Source organism: Collinsella sp. CLA-JM-H32 (assembly GCF_040098165.1).
Classification (GTDB): Bacteria; Actinomycetota; Coriobacteriia; order Coriobacteriales; family Coriobacteriaceae; genus Collinsella.
This window is the reverse complement of the sequence record NZ_JBBNMZ010000002.1, coordinates 63226-76497: the sequence shown is the minus strand read 5'-3', so window position 1 is coordinate 76497 and position 13272 is coordinate 63226. Positions and strand designations below refer to the sequence as shown.

At 60.0% G+C, this 13272-nt stretch carries 11 protein-coding genes and 1 other RNA gene; 11 read left to right on the top strand and 1 reads right to left on the bottom strand.

The features are described from left to right. Positions 1 to 34 precede the first annotated feature (34 nt). The 3 genes from AAA021_RS01480 (at position 35) to AAA021_RS01470 (ending at position 3059) form a co-directional block, all read left to right on the top strand. Positions 35 to 2050: a heavy metal translocating P-type ATPase gene (locus AAA021_RS01480; protein ID WP_349087651.1), complete on the top strand. Its 2016-nt coding sequence runs from the start codon at positions 35 to 37 to the stop codon at positions 2048 to 2050. 143 nt (positions 2051 to 2193) lie between these two features. Beyond that, on the top strand, positions 2194 to 2547 hold the full coding sequence (locus AAA021_RS01475; RefSeq protein WP_349087650.1) for a hypothetical protein: 354 nt from the start codon (positions 2194 to 2196) through the stop codon (positions 2545 to 2547). Continuing rightward, on the top strand, positions 2544 to 3059 hold the full coding sequence (locus tag AAA021_RS01470) for a type II toxin-antitoxin system VapC family toxin (RefSeq protein WP_349087649.1): 516 nt from the start codon (positions 2544 to 2546) through the stop codon (positions 3057 to 3059). Before AAA021_RS01475 ends, AAA021_RS01470 begins: the two co-directional genes overlap by 4 nt. Before the next feature lie 58 nt (positions 3060 to 3117). On the opposite strand, the gene AAA021_RS01465 is transcribed toward AAA021_RS01470, so the two are convergent. Next, complete coding sequence (locus AAA021_RS01465; protein WP_195361384.1) at positions 3118 to 3552, bottom strand: hypothetical protein; 435 nt, start codon at positions 3550 to 3552, stop codon at positions 3118 to 3120. 237 nt (positions 3553 to 3789) lie between these two features. Here AAA021_RS01465 and ssrA point away from each other — a divergent pair. From ssrA to AAA021_RS01425, 8 genes are all read left to right on the top strand, one after another. After that, positions 3790 to 4153: a transfer-messenger RNA gene (ssrA, locus tag AAA021_RS01460) on the top strand. 689 nt (positions 4154 to 4842) lie between these two features. Next, positions 4843 to 5721 (top strand): patatin family protein, encoded by an 879-nt coding sequence (locus AAA021_RS01455; RefSeq protein ID WP_349087648.1) that lies wholly within the window; start codon positions 4843 to 4845, stop codon positions 5719 to 5721. Positions 5722 to 5914: 193 nt separating this feature from the next. After that, the gene (rplM, locus tag AAA021_RS01450) at positions 5915 to 6358 is read left to right on the top strand and encodes a 50S ribosomal protein L13 (RefSeq protein WP_022094635.1); all 444 of its coding nucleotides are present in this window, start codon (positions 5915 to 5917) and stop codon (positions 6356 to 6358) included. 2 nt (positions 6359 to 6360) lie between these two features. Next, positions 6361 to 6756 carry a 30S ribosomal protein S9 gene (gene rpsI / locus AAA021_RS01445; protein ID WP_022094634.1) on the top strand — a complete coding sequence of 132 codons (396 nt, stop codon included), beginning with the start codon at positions 6361 to 6363 and terminating at the stop codon, positions 6754 to 6756. 123 nt (positions 6757 to 6879) lie between these two features. Next, positions 6880 to 8217, top strand: a complete 1338-nt coding sequence (gene glmM, locus AAA021_RS01440) for a phosphoglucosamine mutase (RefSeq protein ID WP_006234694.1) — start codon at positions 6880 to 6882, stop codon at positions 8215 to 8217. A 101-nt stretch (positions 8218 to 8318) separates the two neighbouring features. Continuing rightward, positions 8319 to 8786: a PTS glucose transporter subunit IIA gene (locus AAA021_RS01435; RefSeq protein ID WP_306421699.1), complete on the top strand. Its 468-nt coding sequence runs from the start codon at positions 8319 to 8321 to the stop codon at positions 8784 to 8786. A gap of 271 nt (positions 8787 to 9057) precedes the next feature. Further along, positions 9058 to 9786 (top strand): glucosamine-6-phosphate deaminase, encoded by a 729-nt coding sequence (gene nagB / locus AAA021_RS01430; RefSeq protein WP_195443890.1) that lies wholly within the window; start codon positions 9058 to 9060, stop codon positions 9784 to 9786. Between the two features lie 448 nt (positions 9787 to 10234). Further along, on the top strand, positions 10235 to 13234 hold the full coding sequence (locus AAA021_RS01425) for a BTAD domain-containing putative transcriptional regulator (RefSeq protein ID WP_349087647.1): 3000 nt from the start codon (positions 10235 to 10237) through the stop codon (positions 13232 to 13234). Positions 13235 to 13272 lie beyond the last annotated feature (38 nt).

The following is a 13272-nucleotide window of genomic DNA, read 5'->3' as shown; positions in this document are numbered from 1 at the left end:
CCCCGGCAGGACCCGTCTTCAATTGGCGGGTCCTGTGCCAGAGAGCGATCTCGATGCACTTCTTAAGCTCAGCGGCGATATCGACGGCGTGCACAAGGTGCGCGTGTATGGCCGCATTGGCCAAATGGCGCTCGAATATGACGAGCCACGCCGCGATGCCGTGCTGGCCGCCGTCGGTGCACTCGATGCCCAGGCCATTGCCGACGCAAAGACGGGTTACGTGATGCAGCTTGAGCCACGCAAACACAAGCTCGTCATGGATCTTGCCACACTTATCGGCGCCCACTACGCGCGCCGCTGGTTTTTGCCCACGCCCCTGCGTGCGGTGTTTGTCGTGGCCGGTTACATGGCATTTTTGCGCGCTGCCCTTCATGAGCTGGCGCAGCCGCGCCTAACCGTTCCTGTGCTTGACGCTTCGGCCATCGGCATTTCGTTCGTCAAACGTGATGTCGACACCGCGGGCCAGACGATGTTCCTGCTCAACGTGGGTGAGCTGCTCGAGGACTACACCCGCGCCATGAGCGAAAACGAACTCATCAACTCGCTGCTCGATGTGCCCGACAAGGCGCAAAAGGTCGTCGGCGACACTGAGGTAAGCGTTGCCGCCACCGAGCTTGAACCCGGCGATTTGGTCGCCGTGCGCACCGGCATGTCTATCTGTATCGACGGCGTGGTCGAGCAGGGGAGCGCTATGGTCAACCAGGCGACCCTGACCGGCGAACCGCTGGCCGTCGAGCGCAGCGTGGGCGACGACGTATTCGCCGGCACCGTTGTGGAAGATGGCAGCATCTTGGTGCGTGTGCGCGCCAACACGGCTCAGACCAAGCTCCGCTCGATCGTCTCGCTCGTGCAGACGGCCGACTCGCTCAAGTCCGAGGGTCAGTCGCACATGGAGGACCTCGCCAACAAGATCGTCCCATGGAACTTCCTGCTCGCAGGCCTGGTTGCGCTCACCACGCGCAGCCTCATCAAGACCTCAGCGGCGCTGATGGTCGACTACTCGTGCGCACTCAAACTCACGGGTTCCGTCGCCGTCATGACTGCCATGAGCGACGCTGCCAAGATGGGCGTAATGGTCAAGGGCGCCAAGTACTTTGAGTCGTTTGCCAAGGCCGACACTATTGTGTTTGATAAGACCGGCACGCTCACCGAGGCGCAGCCGCGCCTGGCTTGCGTGCTCACGACCGATGGCTGGAGCGAGGACGAGGTTCTGCGCCTTTCCGCATGCCTGGAGGAGCATTTCCTGCATCCGGTGGCGCGTGCCGTGGTCAACGCCGCCCGCGAGCGCGGGCTCGAGCACCGCGAGCGCCATGCCGCCGTCGAGTACATCGTGGCGCACGGCATCGCTTCGTCCATCGAAGGGCGTCGTGCCATCATCGGTTCGGCGCATTTTGTGTTTGAGGACGAGGGCGCGCAGCTCGAGTCCGACATTAAGGAGCGCATCGAGTCCCAGATGCAGGGCCTGTCGCCGCTGTATCTGGCGGTCGACGGCACCGTTGTGGGCGTGCTTGGTATCGAGGACCCGCTTAAGCCCGGGGTCCGTGAGGCCATCGCCGACCTGCATGCGTTGGGCGTTAAAGACGTGGTTATGCTCACGGGCGACTCGGAGCGCACGGCCGAGCGCATTGCTCGCGAGGCAGGTGTCGACGAGTTTAAGGCCGAGCTGCTGCCCGAGGACAAGTACGCCTATGTGGAGCGGATTAAGCGCGAGGGGCGCCACGTTGCCATGGTGGGCGACGGCGTCAACGATTCGCCGGCGCTCGGTTTGGCCGACGTGGGGCTGGCCATGGGCGGCGGAAGCGACATCGCCAAGGAGGTCGCCGATATCATCCTGACCGATACGGATCTGGCCGCAATCGTGCGCCTGCGACGCATGAGCCAGGGGCTTATCGACCGTCTGACGAGTTCGTATTCCAAGGTGATGCTCACCAACTCGGCGCTCCTGGCGCTGGGCATTACCGGCATGATCACTCCGCAGACGTCGTCACTGCTGCACAACGGCTCGACGATTGCCTACAGCCTGGGCAACGCGAAGGCATATCTGCGCTAGCAGGCGTGTTCGCCCACGTTATCTGGCCTGCGCCCAGACGGCATCGGTGCCGTCTGGGCGCAGGCCTTTTGCATTTGACCATTTGCTAGCTCCTCTATATAGTGTTGCTAGCGGTGTTAGCAATTGAAGGGAGCGGGATCAACGTGGGTGCTGTTAGCGGCATGGCGCAGGTGAACGTTCGCGTGGATCGCCAGGTCAAGAACCGTGCCGAGGAAGCGCTGCGGCTTTCGGGCGGGTCACTGCCCGAGCTCATCAAAAAGGTGGTGGCCAAGGTCGCGCAGGGTGGCGGGCAGTGCGAGGAGGTGCTTGCGGCTGTCGACGACCGGCACCAGGCCGTCGCGCCCGATACTCCGTTTGCCGTGTCGTGGGCAGCGGCAGACCGGCTTTATGCAGATTTGGGGATCGCTGCGTCGCCTGTATCCGACGATCGCGATTGGGACACAATCTATTCCGAAGCCATGGACGAGCGCTATCGCCAAAAGGGGATGATCCTGTGAGCGGGGCTCCCCTCAAAATAATGGTGGATGCCAACGTATGGGTCGATTCGTTTTGCGCCGACCATGCCGAGTCGCTTGCCGCACGCGCGTTTATTGGGCAGGCGACGGAGGCGGGGGCATTGCTGTTCTTTCCGGTGCATATCGCCAAGGACGTGCTGTACGTTGTCCAACACGAACTGAAGCGCAGCGTTCTTGCCAGCGGGGGAGCGCTCGACGAGGCATCTGCCCGTGCAATTGGCGATGCGACGTTGGCGTTTGTTCGGAACATGACCGAAAACGCCACGGCCGTGGGCGCAGATGCGTCGGACCTTTGGCTGGCCGACAAATACTTAGCGCTCCATCGCGATTACGAGGACAACTTGGTGCTCGCCGCGTGCAAGCGCGCGCAGGTCGATTACTTGGTGACCAACGATCGTAAGCTGCTCGAACATGCCGATCTTGCAGCAAAGACCCCGCGCCAAATGATGCCAATTCTGGCTTTGACCGAACGTGGCGGCGCGGCTATCGGTTGACGCGAACTGTTTGCGGGCCTCTTGGACGACGATGCGCCAAGGGGCCCGCGTCTGCTATTTACAAAAGCTCGGCCTTAATGGCGGGACTTTCTGCGAGCTGCTCGGCTGCCTTTTCGTCGGAGCTGTCGAGTGCTGCCAGGCTGCGGTAGACCCACTCGTTGACCTGGGTGTTTTTGACGCCTGCGGTCTGCATAAGGGCGCCTACCTCGCGGATTGCTGCGAGCAGATCGGCTTTGGGACCCGCGAGCTCGACCTCGACGCCGTGGTAGGCGGTCACGCCGCGGTTTTCGCTCACGTGGTCGATAAAGCCCTCGACGGTCTCAAGCTGCTGGGCGAGAGCTGCATCATCGTCAGCGTCCAGCGCAACAAGGGCGTTCGAAACCGTGAGGGCGGGATGTCCGCAGGGGACAAAGCCTTCGATGACATCCATAGCTTCGGTAATGGTTGAGCCCAGGCCTGCGAGGGCATTGACAAGTTGCTGCTTGGTATCCATAACGGTCCTTTCGACGGGTCAATTTTGCTTGGCGAAAATATACGTGACGCGATCGGTAGCAAAAGTGCGAAGTGCGGCGCACATTGGGGTCTTCACAGCTCGTGCATAGAACAGCTGTCCGCTTTCAGAACGTGGTAAGATAACACTCCACAAGCGGGGCTCGCCCTGCATGTTCCTTGAAAAGTCGACGGGTGTTGGGCGCTCGTGCCCAATGCCATCCAGACTTTCCCAACATTCGGGGGCGACTGGTTTCGACACGATAGCTCTGAGAGAGGAAGCAAGCCGAGGTTTCCTCGCCTCGTTAAACAGGGGTACCGTCAAATTGAATTGACAACAACTCTTCTTTTGAGCCTATGGCTCTCGCTGCTTAGTTTATAGCGGCGCGTCAACCCGGTGATTTCCCTGACACCGGCGCGACGTCATTTTAGGGGAATGCTCCCGCGCACGTAATCGGTATGGCGCGGGCTAAGACCGAACCGGTTGGGATGCCGCGAGCGTGTCGCTGCGCGCAAAGCGTCCGAGACTAAACCAGCGACTGAGCTTGGAGATGCCAATCAGGGGGCTTTCGTGGACCGGAGTTCGATTCTCCGCGCCTCCACCATAAGCAACAGGCAGGTAGATATTCGTATCTACCTGCCTTTTTATTTCCAGTCCGTACCGCGGAGAATCGAACTCTGTGCAGGGCGCGAGCGTTAAACAAACGCGGAGCGTTTGTAGCGAGCGGGCGAGGACGCCGGCGGGCGGCCGAAGCCGGTGCGGGTTCGCGAAGCGAACACGCGGATTCTCCGCGCAAACTATCAGCTCAATATGGATGCGATGTTTATCGAATCTCAGCCGGCCATGCGCTGCATCAACGGATCCCCTCCCGCACCGCGGAGAATCGAACTCTGTGCAGGGCGCGGACGTAAAGAAAATGCCGCAGCAACGCAGGGTGGGATGCGCTTTCCCGATGGCAGCCCAGGCGGAAAGCGCGTCCCGGAATCCGCGCTCAGACTGGGATGTAGTTTCCGGATGATGCCTCAAGCGGAAACTGCGACCCGGAATCGAGCCGTAGAGTGGGATATGCTTTCCCAATGGCAGCTCAAGCGGAAAGTACATCCCGGAATCTTCGTTCGGAATGGGATGCAGTTTCCAAATGAATGGCTAGCGGAAAGTTCGTCCCGGAATCCGCGCTCAGAACGGGACGCGCTTTCCCGCCGACCGCCCCGCCCTCCTCAACTCCAAAACCTGCGCTCTCGCCATCCCAAAACTGGGTAGAAGAAGGCCAAAACGCAATCGCAGGAGGTCAAAATGACTGCAGAAGATAAGGCAAAGAACGCTGGCAAGGTCGCGCTCGTCTTGGAGGGTGGCAGTTTTCGTGGGCAGTTTACCGCGGGCGTGCTCGACGTTCTCATGGAGGCCGGCGTCGAGATTCCGGCTGTCTACGGTGTATCGGCCGGCGCCCTCAACGGTGTGAACTACAAGTCGCATCAGATCGGCCGTGCCAACCGCATCAACCTGGCTTTCTGCGGCGACAGCCGCTTCATGGGCGCCGCATCGTTTGCGTCCACGGGCTCTATCGTCGGCTACGACTTTATCTTCAACGATGTCCAGGACCGCTTGGATCCCTTTGACAACGAGACGTTCGACGCGAGCCCCATCGAGATGTACGCTGTCGCGACGGACATGCTCTTTGGAACCGCCACGTACCTCCCGGTCAAAAGCGCCGTGCTCGATCTCGACGCTGTGCGCGCATCGACCTCTTTGCCGCTGGTGACGCCGCCGGTCGAGATTGACGGGCACAAATACGTCGACGGCGGCGTGGCCGATTCGGTTCCTATCGAGCATGTGCTCGAGGAGGCGGGCTTCGACCGTGCGGTCGTCATCGTCACGCAGGACCGCTCGTACGAGAAAAAGCCCTACGAGTTTATGCCTGCCGCGCGCGCCCGCTATGCCGACTACCCCTATCTGCTCGAGGCTATCGAGACGCGCCACGACCGTTACAACATTCAGCGCATGCACCTGTGGAAGTATGAGCGCGAGGGCCGTGCGTTGGTCGTCGCTCCGCAAAAGCCGGTCGAGGTCGGCCATGTCGAGCACGATTCGGCAAAGCTTCTGGACCTGTATATCCAGGGCCGTCAGGAGGCAAAGCTCCTGCTCGCGGAAATCCAAGAGTTCGTTGAGCGCTAGCGACGGCGAACCCTCAAAAAATGACAACAGCTAAAGAGCTGGAAAATCACGGCTCGTGGATGACATGTGCAGAAACTCTGGTCGGAGCCAAAATACCTGTTGACTCGTACGGCGAGCGGGGTAATATGGACGGGTTACTTGCAGAGCCCCGTGAATCTCTGTAACAACACGTACTGTACATGGAGGAGTCTAAGTGATTTCGAAATCGACTCACTACGCCAAGCAGGGCGAGGTCCAGCGCAACTGGGTTCTCGTCGACGCCGATGGTGCTGTCCTGGGCCGTCTTGCCACCCAGATCGCAATGATCCTGCGCGGTAAGAACAAGCCCCAGTTCACGCCCAACAGCGACTGCGGCGACTTCGTTGTCGTCATCAACGCCGATAAGGTCCAGCTTACCGGTAACAAGGCCGACACGAAGACCTATTATCGCCACAGCGGCTACAACGGCGGCCTCAAGGCTGAGAGCTTCCGCCAGGCTATGGAGAAGCACCCGGAGAAGGTCATCGAGCGCGCCGTTCGCGGTATGCTGCCCAAGACCACCCTCGGCCGTGCCCAGATGACCAAGCTTAAGGTCTACGCTGGTGCCGAGCATCCGCATGCTGCCCAGAACCCCACGAAGATTGAGCTGGAGGCTTAAAGATGGCTGAGAACACCGTTGTCTACCAGGGTACCGGCCGTCGTAAGAACGCCGTCGCCCGTGTCCGTCTCGTCCCCGGCACCGGCAAGGTGACCATCAACAAGCGTGACGCCGAGCAGTATTTCGGCCGTCATCAGCTCGTTGAGAACGCCCTTGCTCCCTTCAAGGTGACCGACACCGCCGGTCAGTTCGACGTTATCGCTCTGTGCGATGGCGGCGGCATTTCCGGTCAGTCCGGCGCTCTGCGCCTGGGCATCGCTCGCGCTCTTCTGAACGCTGGCGACTACCGTGCTGACCTCAAGAAGGCCGGTTTCCTTACGCGCGATGCTCGCGTGGTCGAGCGCAAGAAGTACGGTCTCAAGAAGGCCCGCCGCGCTCCCCAGTTCTCCAAGCGCTAAGGTTTTATCTCCTTTCGAGATACAATGTACAAGCGGGGCCTGCCGATTCCTCGGCGGGTCCCGCTTTTCTTTTTCGACTAGGGTGGGCGGTTGCATATCGCCTGCTAGGGAAGGAGCGATCCTATGCCCCAGAACATCTTCGGTACCGATGGCGTCCGTGGCGTCGCCAATGCCGACCTCTCGTGCGATCTTGCGTTTCGCCTGGGTCGCGCGGCGACCAAGTTCCTTGGTCCGGACATCTGCATCGGCCGCGACACGCGTCTTTCGGGCACCATGCTCGAGAGCGCTCTGACCGCCGGCATTATGGCCGAGGGCGGCCGACCGCACTGCTGCGGCGTCATCCCCACGCCCGCCGTGGCGCTGCTCACCGTTCAAAACGAGCTCGACGGCGGCATCGTCATCTCCGCTTCGCACAATCCGCCGGAGTTCAACGGCATCAAGTTCTTTAGCCGCAAGGGTATGAAGCTCCCCGATGCTGTCGAGGAAGAGATCAGCGCCTGGGTCATGTCCGAGGAAGCCATGGCTGCCGACACGCTGCCGACCGGTGCCGGCGTGGGCCACATTATTAAGATGAAGGACGCTCGCAAGGCATACGTCGACCACGCCATCGATACGCTTGATGGCCTGAGGCTCGACGGCCTGGTCGTTGCCGTCGACTGCGGCCACGGTGCTTCTTGCCAGACCACGCCCGCCGCGCTGCAGCGCCTGGGCGCCACGGTCCATGCCATCAACACCGATTACTGCGGCACCGACATTAACGTTGAGTGCGGCTCTACGCACCTTGAGCCCCTGCGCGAGCTCGTGCTGCGCACCCACGCCGATATCGGCCTGGCCCACGACGGCGACGCCGATCGCGTGCTCTTTGTGGACAGCGAGGGCAATGAGATCGACGGTGACTACATCCTGGCTATCTGCGGTTCTGACCTCGCCGCTCGCGGCAAGCTCGCCAACTCCGAGATCGTCTCGACCGTCATGTGCAACCTGGGCTTCTCCATCGCTATGAAGGAGCAGGGCTTCGAGATGGTCCAGACCGCCGTGGGCGACCGCTACGTTTTGGAGCGCATGCTCGCGGACGGCGCCGTCATCGGCGGCGAACAGTCCGGCCACATCATCTTCCTGGAGCACAACACCACCGGCGATGGCTTGGTGACGGCTCTGCAGCTGCTGGCCGTGCTCAAGCGCACCGGTCGTACCCTCACCGATCTTGCCGGCATCATGAAGAAGTACCCGCAGGTACTCGTCAACGTGCATTCCGACAACAAGGCTGGTCTGGACGATTGCCAGCCCATTTGGGATGCCGTTGCTGCTGCCGAGAAGGAGCTTGACGGCCGCGGCCGCATTCTGGTGCGTCCGAGTGGCACCGAGCCGCTGGTCCGCGTGATGGCCGAGGCCGAGACGCATGAGTTGACCCAGCGCGTTGTCGACGACATCGTCGAGGTTGTCAAGCGCGAACTTCCCTAATGGTCAAAAACCGTTGCCAAGTGGTAAACTGTTAAGGTTATTTTGATTGATCGGTATGTCCGAGGGGGAGCATGTTCACTAAAGTCCTAAGGTCTTTTGGTATGCGTGGTCGAGTCCTTACGCTGGATGCTCCCATCTCGGGCGACGTCATTCCGCTTTCCGAGGTAAACGACCAGACGTTTGCCACCGGCCTTTTGGGCCAGGGCGTGGCGATTCAGCCCACCGGAACGCGTGTGATTGCACCGGCTGATGCCAAGGTCGAGGCCATTTTTCCTACGGGACACGCCGTTGCGCTTAACACGGTCGATGGCTTGGACGTGCTCATCCACGTTGGTTTGGATACCGTTCAGCTCGAGGGCAAGCACTTTACCGTACATGCGCAAGTGGGTGACATCGTCCATAAGGGTGATGTACTCATTGAGTTCGATCGCGAGGCAATTGCTGCCGAGGGCTACGATGTGACGGTTCCCATCTTGGTGTGCAACTCCGTTGAGTTCTCAAGCATCAAGGGCTCCGTTGGCGTGCATGTCGAAGAGATGGACCAACTCATCGTTGCTCGCGAGCGCTAGCAAGTGCACGTGGCCATTAGCCTACAATTCAAACGCGTTTACGGAGGGCGCCCTTGAAAGAGGGCGCCCTCCGTGGCAAGATGGGTTTTGTCCGAAGCTAAACAGCTTTGGGTCACCGTGGACGGGCAGGGGCCTCGACGCGGCTAGACACGAGACACATACATTACGCGACCTCGCCCTGGTGGCCGCACACGTTGGTTGCGGCCGACGCGGGCCGCGGGCAAGTGCTTGTAAGGGAGCCTTGCCTCTCTTGTACGAGAAAGGACGCGTAATGAAGATCATTAAAGCTAAAGACTACGAGGATATGAGCCGCAAGGCCGCCAATATCATTTCGGCGCAGGTTATCCTCAAGCCCGACTGTGTGCTGGGCCTTGCCACCGGCTCCACCCCGATCGGTGCCTACAAGCAGCTCGCTGCTTGGTACAAGAAGGGCGACGTCGACTTTGCCGAGGTCAGCACCTACAACCTGGACGAGTATCGCGGCCTTTCGCACGACGATCCCCAGAGCTATCACTACTTCATGCGTGAGAACTTCTTCGATCACATCAACATCGACCTGAACAACACGCATGTGCCCGACGGTTCCAACCCCGATGCCGCCGCTGCCTGCTCTGAGTACGACAAGATTGTCGCCGACGCCGGTTACCCGGATCTGCAGCTGCTCGGCATTGGCAACAACGGCCACATCGGCTTCAACGAGCCCGATGACCACTTCTCCAAGGGCACGCACTGCGTCGACCTCACCGAGAGCACCATTCAGGCCAACAGCCGCCTGTTCGACAGCATCGACGATGTTCCCCGTCAGGCCTACACCATGGGCACTCAGACCATCATGTATGCCCGCATGATCCTGGTTGTCGCCAACGGCGAGGCCAAGGCTCAGGCTGTGCATGACATGTGCTATGGTCCGGTTACACCCGAGTGCCCGGCTTCGATCCTGCAGCTGCACACCAACTGCGTTGTCGTTGCCGACGAGGCCGCTCTTTCACTCTGCGAGTAGCGCGAATCCTGCAGCTCGACATAACCTTGCCTAAGGCCTCCGCTTTGCGGGGGCCTTTTTGCTATCCCTTTTCGCCCGCTTGACCAAAATCTTGGCGCAAGCTTGACGAATGCCGGATGCCCAACAGCTTGATTCATTCCATACCAGATTCTATGCAATAATGCCACTAGAAGGTCGTAGACGGTAGCGGGTGCTAGGCGAGTTGAATGACATGGCTGAACCTTGTTCATCTGCGTTACACTGCCGCTTAGATGGGACAAGCTGACAAGCTCATTTACCTGCTTAAAGACCGATTAGTCGGGGGATTAATAACAATCGGCCCTCGCTGTACAAAAACTTGCCGCTTGCGTACCAAAAGACAACCTAAAACACAAGGTCGCTCTATTCATAGCGCGGCTTGTATGGTCTTGCGGCTACAGTGTCCATACGGTCGAGTTGAGGAGCGGGCATGGTAAACGATTTGGGCGGTATAGACGAGCTCGAGCTGATGCCGTTGGGCGGAGGCTATATGGTGCGACGCGAACGCTTGATGAATGAGCTTATCGCCAAGGGCCGAAAGGCCGGCATCGTGGTTCTTTATGCGCCCGACGGGTTTGGGAAGACCTCGGTGTTGCTGCAGTACACCCATGAGGTTAAATGCGACCCGACGCGAGGCCCCGTGCGGATTATCGAGGCGGATCGCGCCATTGGGCGCGAGGTGTTTATGCAGCTCGAGGTGGTTACCGAAGAACTCAAAGACAAACCGCACTCCCTTATCGCGATTGATAATGTGCCAAACCTCGATCAGCACGATACCGAAGACCTCATCGACAGGATTCGCGGCCTGCGCGCTATGGGGGTAGGGGTCTTTATCTCCTGCCGTCCTTCAAATCGTCAGCTGATTCATGGGCTGGGCGATTCGGTTAAGATCAATGCGCAGATGCTTAAGGTGCATGCCTATGAGTATTCGGCGTGGGCATCGGCGTTTTCGATCAGCACATCGCTCGACTTTTATCAGCTCACGCAGGGCGTGCCCGAGCTCGTTTCGGCATTGCAGACGGGTCTGTATGGCCAAGGTGACGTAGCCGGTCTGCTCGAAAACGAGATTGTCAACGTATATGGCGCGGCACTTGCCGATCTGGCTTCGCTCGACAATAATGCGCTGTTTTGCGTGGCATGTCTCATGGTTTTGATGGGCGAGGGCAATATCGCAGAACTCGAGGCCTGTGGGGTGAGGCTGTCGATGGTCGACCAGTCCTATTTTGTGCGCGACTACCCGATCTTTGGCTTGGATCCCGCCGAGCGGAGTTTTACGTGTCTGGGCACGGAGGATAACGGACGCTTGCGCTTGCGTAAGTTGGTGGCCGAGGTCCGCCCCGAACTTGTTCCGAGGGCGGCCCGGATTTTGCTTAAGGCGGGCCGATGCGATGCGGCGATGGGCCTGGCGGACGCCTTTTTGGACCGTGAAGCGGTCCTTGAACTTGCTGGGCAGTATGGGGTCGATCTGGCTCTGACGGGGCACGGGGCCGATATCTGCCGAGCGGCGCTGGGCACGATCGATGCCGACGATCCGGCTCCAGAGCCAACGCCTGCCGAAGCGCTTGGCGTATATCTGGCAGCGGTCAGCGTGTCCAATACAAAGCTCGCTCGCTATATGGCATCGGTCGTCGAACGCGGGGGCGAACGGGCGGCCTGCGAAATAGACCCTGTTTCATGGAGGGTGGCCCAGACACTGACGGCTGTTTGCTATGGGGACAACGGGCTTGGGCTTCCTACGAACCTGGCCGTGCCAGAAATTGAGACATCCCACACCGCACTCGACATGCTGTCCGCGCATATCGAGGTCAAGCGCTGTCTGACCGAGCAGGGAGATGACGGCGGCGTTCTACAGCAGCTCAAAACGAGCAAGGCCTACGACTGCGAGCTCGACATCGCGGGGATTGTTATACGGGCCGATAGTATGCTGGTGGAGCTCTTTGACGGGTCGTTTGCGGGAACCGACGAGCGCGACGACGAGATGACGGTGGTGCGGGAGGCGCTCGACGTACGTGGGCTTAAGGCGATGGCTATCTGGGTGCGCATGGTGTTGGCGGCACGGCGGCTCCTTTCCGGCTTGCCGGTAACCGACGATGCGGCGTTCAACGAGCTCGATCGTTTTGCCGTGCGCATGCGCGACAACCAGATTCAGCTGTTTGGCCTGTTGCTAGAAGGCTGGCAGTCGCTGGCAGAGGGACGGCCGGTCAATGCAAAGTTCCGTGCGGTCCAAGTGCTCAAACTTGCCGAGGAGTCGATTGCGTACATGCGCGATAACGCATTGCTGCTGGAGCGCGCGGCATATCTGCGTAACACCTCGATGGTTTCGGTGCGCGAGGAAGCGGAGTTGCTCGATATAAGCCAGACGCAGGTTGGTGGCGCAGAAGCCTGGATAGTGGCGCTGCATTTGGCGTGCGCGGGACGAGATAGCGATCTTGCGGCCTGGATGTCCATGAATCGTGCGGGGATTCTAGAGCCATCGTATCGGCTCTTTGCGCGCCTTGCCATGCATTGTCTGGGCGAGCCGGCGGGCAGGATACGCAAGAAGCTTCCCGTGCGCGAGCTGTCGCGGTACTCGCTGCGCGACGATTTGGAAGGGGAGGGCGAGCGCCTGTTCCAGGCTGGCGAGGTTGAAGCCGTTGATACCATCGACCATATCGAGATTCGCATGTTTGGTGCGTTTCGCGCCGAGCGCGACGGGTTTCCCATCACGGACAAAATGTGGCGCCGCAAGAAGGCGGCGACGCTTGCCGAGCGGCTTGCGCTGGGCATGGATGCGCTCGTCGATCGTGAGACGCTGGCCATGGAGCTGTGGCCCCATGCCGAGTTCAATAGCGCCCGCAACAACCTGTACTCGACGATATCGCGCTTGCGGTCGGCTTTGGGACCGACGCCGGATGGCAAGTCGTGCGTGCTCATCCAAAATGAACGCATTGGGCTCAACGGCGACTACGTCAAGACCGATGTACGGCTGTTTGACCAGATAAGCCGCGAGGTTTTGGGAAATCGCACGGGTGCGCGCGGGCCCCATTTAGTTGAGCTGTGCCTTAAGATTGAGCAGCTTTATGCCGGACCGCTGTATGTTCCCAATGGCTGTAATCCCACCTACTTTTTGCGCATGCGGCGCATTATGCAGTCAAAGTACATCGATTGCATGATTAAGGGAGCAAATGCCGCTCTAGAAGAAAACGATCTGCAGTCGGCGATTTGGCTGGCGGAGTCGGGGCTTCGGCAGGAAACGGCGCGCGAGGATATGGTGCGCTGTGCTATGCGCGTCTACAGTGCGGCGGGGCGGCGGCGCGATATCGTCGAGCTATACAGCGGGCATATGCACCATCTGAGGGAGCAGGTCAATGGCGTGCCCGAGCCCGAGACGCGGCGCCTATACGAGCGCTTGGTGGAGGGGCGGCTCAATCGCGTGCTGGTCGAGCGATAAAAAACGGGCGCCCGAAGTACTTGGGCACCCGTAAGCTT

What these genes read in the sequence shown, in the direction of transcription:
- AAA021_RS01435 (WP_306421699.1), top strand. Translation starts at nt 8,319, where the DNA reads ATGCGTGGTCGAGTCCTTACGCTGGATGCTCCCATCTCGGGCGACGTC.
- rpsI (WP_022094634.1), top strand. Translation starts at nt 6,361, where the DNA reads ATGGCTGAGAACACCGTTGTCTACCAGGGTACCGGCCGTCGTAAGAAC.
- AAA021_RS01455 (WP_349087648.1), top strand. Translation starts at nt 4,843, where the DNA reads ATGACTGCAGAAGATAAGGCAAAGAACGCTGGCAAGGTCGCGCTCGTC.
- AAA021_RS01465 (WP_195361384.1), bottom strand. Translation starts at nt 3,552, where the DNA reads ATGGATACCAAGCAGCAACTTGTCAATGCCCTCGCAGGCCTGGGCTCA.
- nagB (WP_195443890.1), top strand. Translation starts at nt 9,058, where the DNA reads ATGAAGATCATTAAAGCTAAAGACTACGAGGATATGAGCCGCAAGGCC.
- AAA021_RS01425 (WP_349087647.1), top strand. Translation starts at nt 10,235, where the DNA reads ATGGTAAACGATTTGGGCGGTATAGACGAGCTCGAGCTGATGCCGTTG.
- glmM (WP_006234694.1), top strand. Translation starts at nt 6,880, where the DNA reads ATGCCCCAGAACATCTTCGGTACCGATGGCGTCCGTGGCGTCGCCAAT.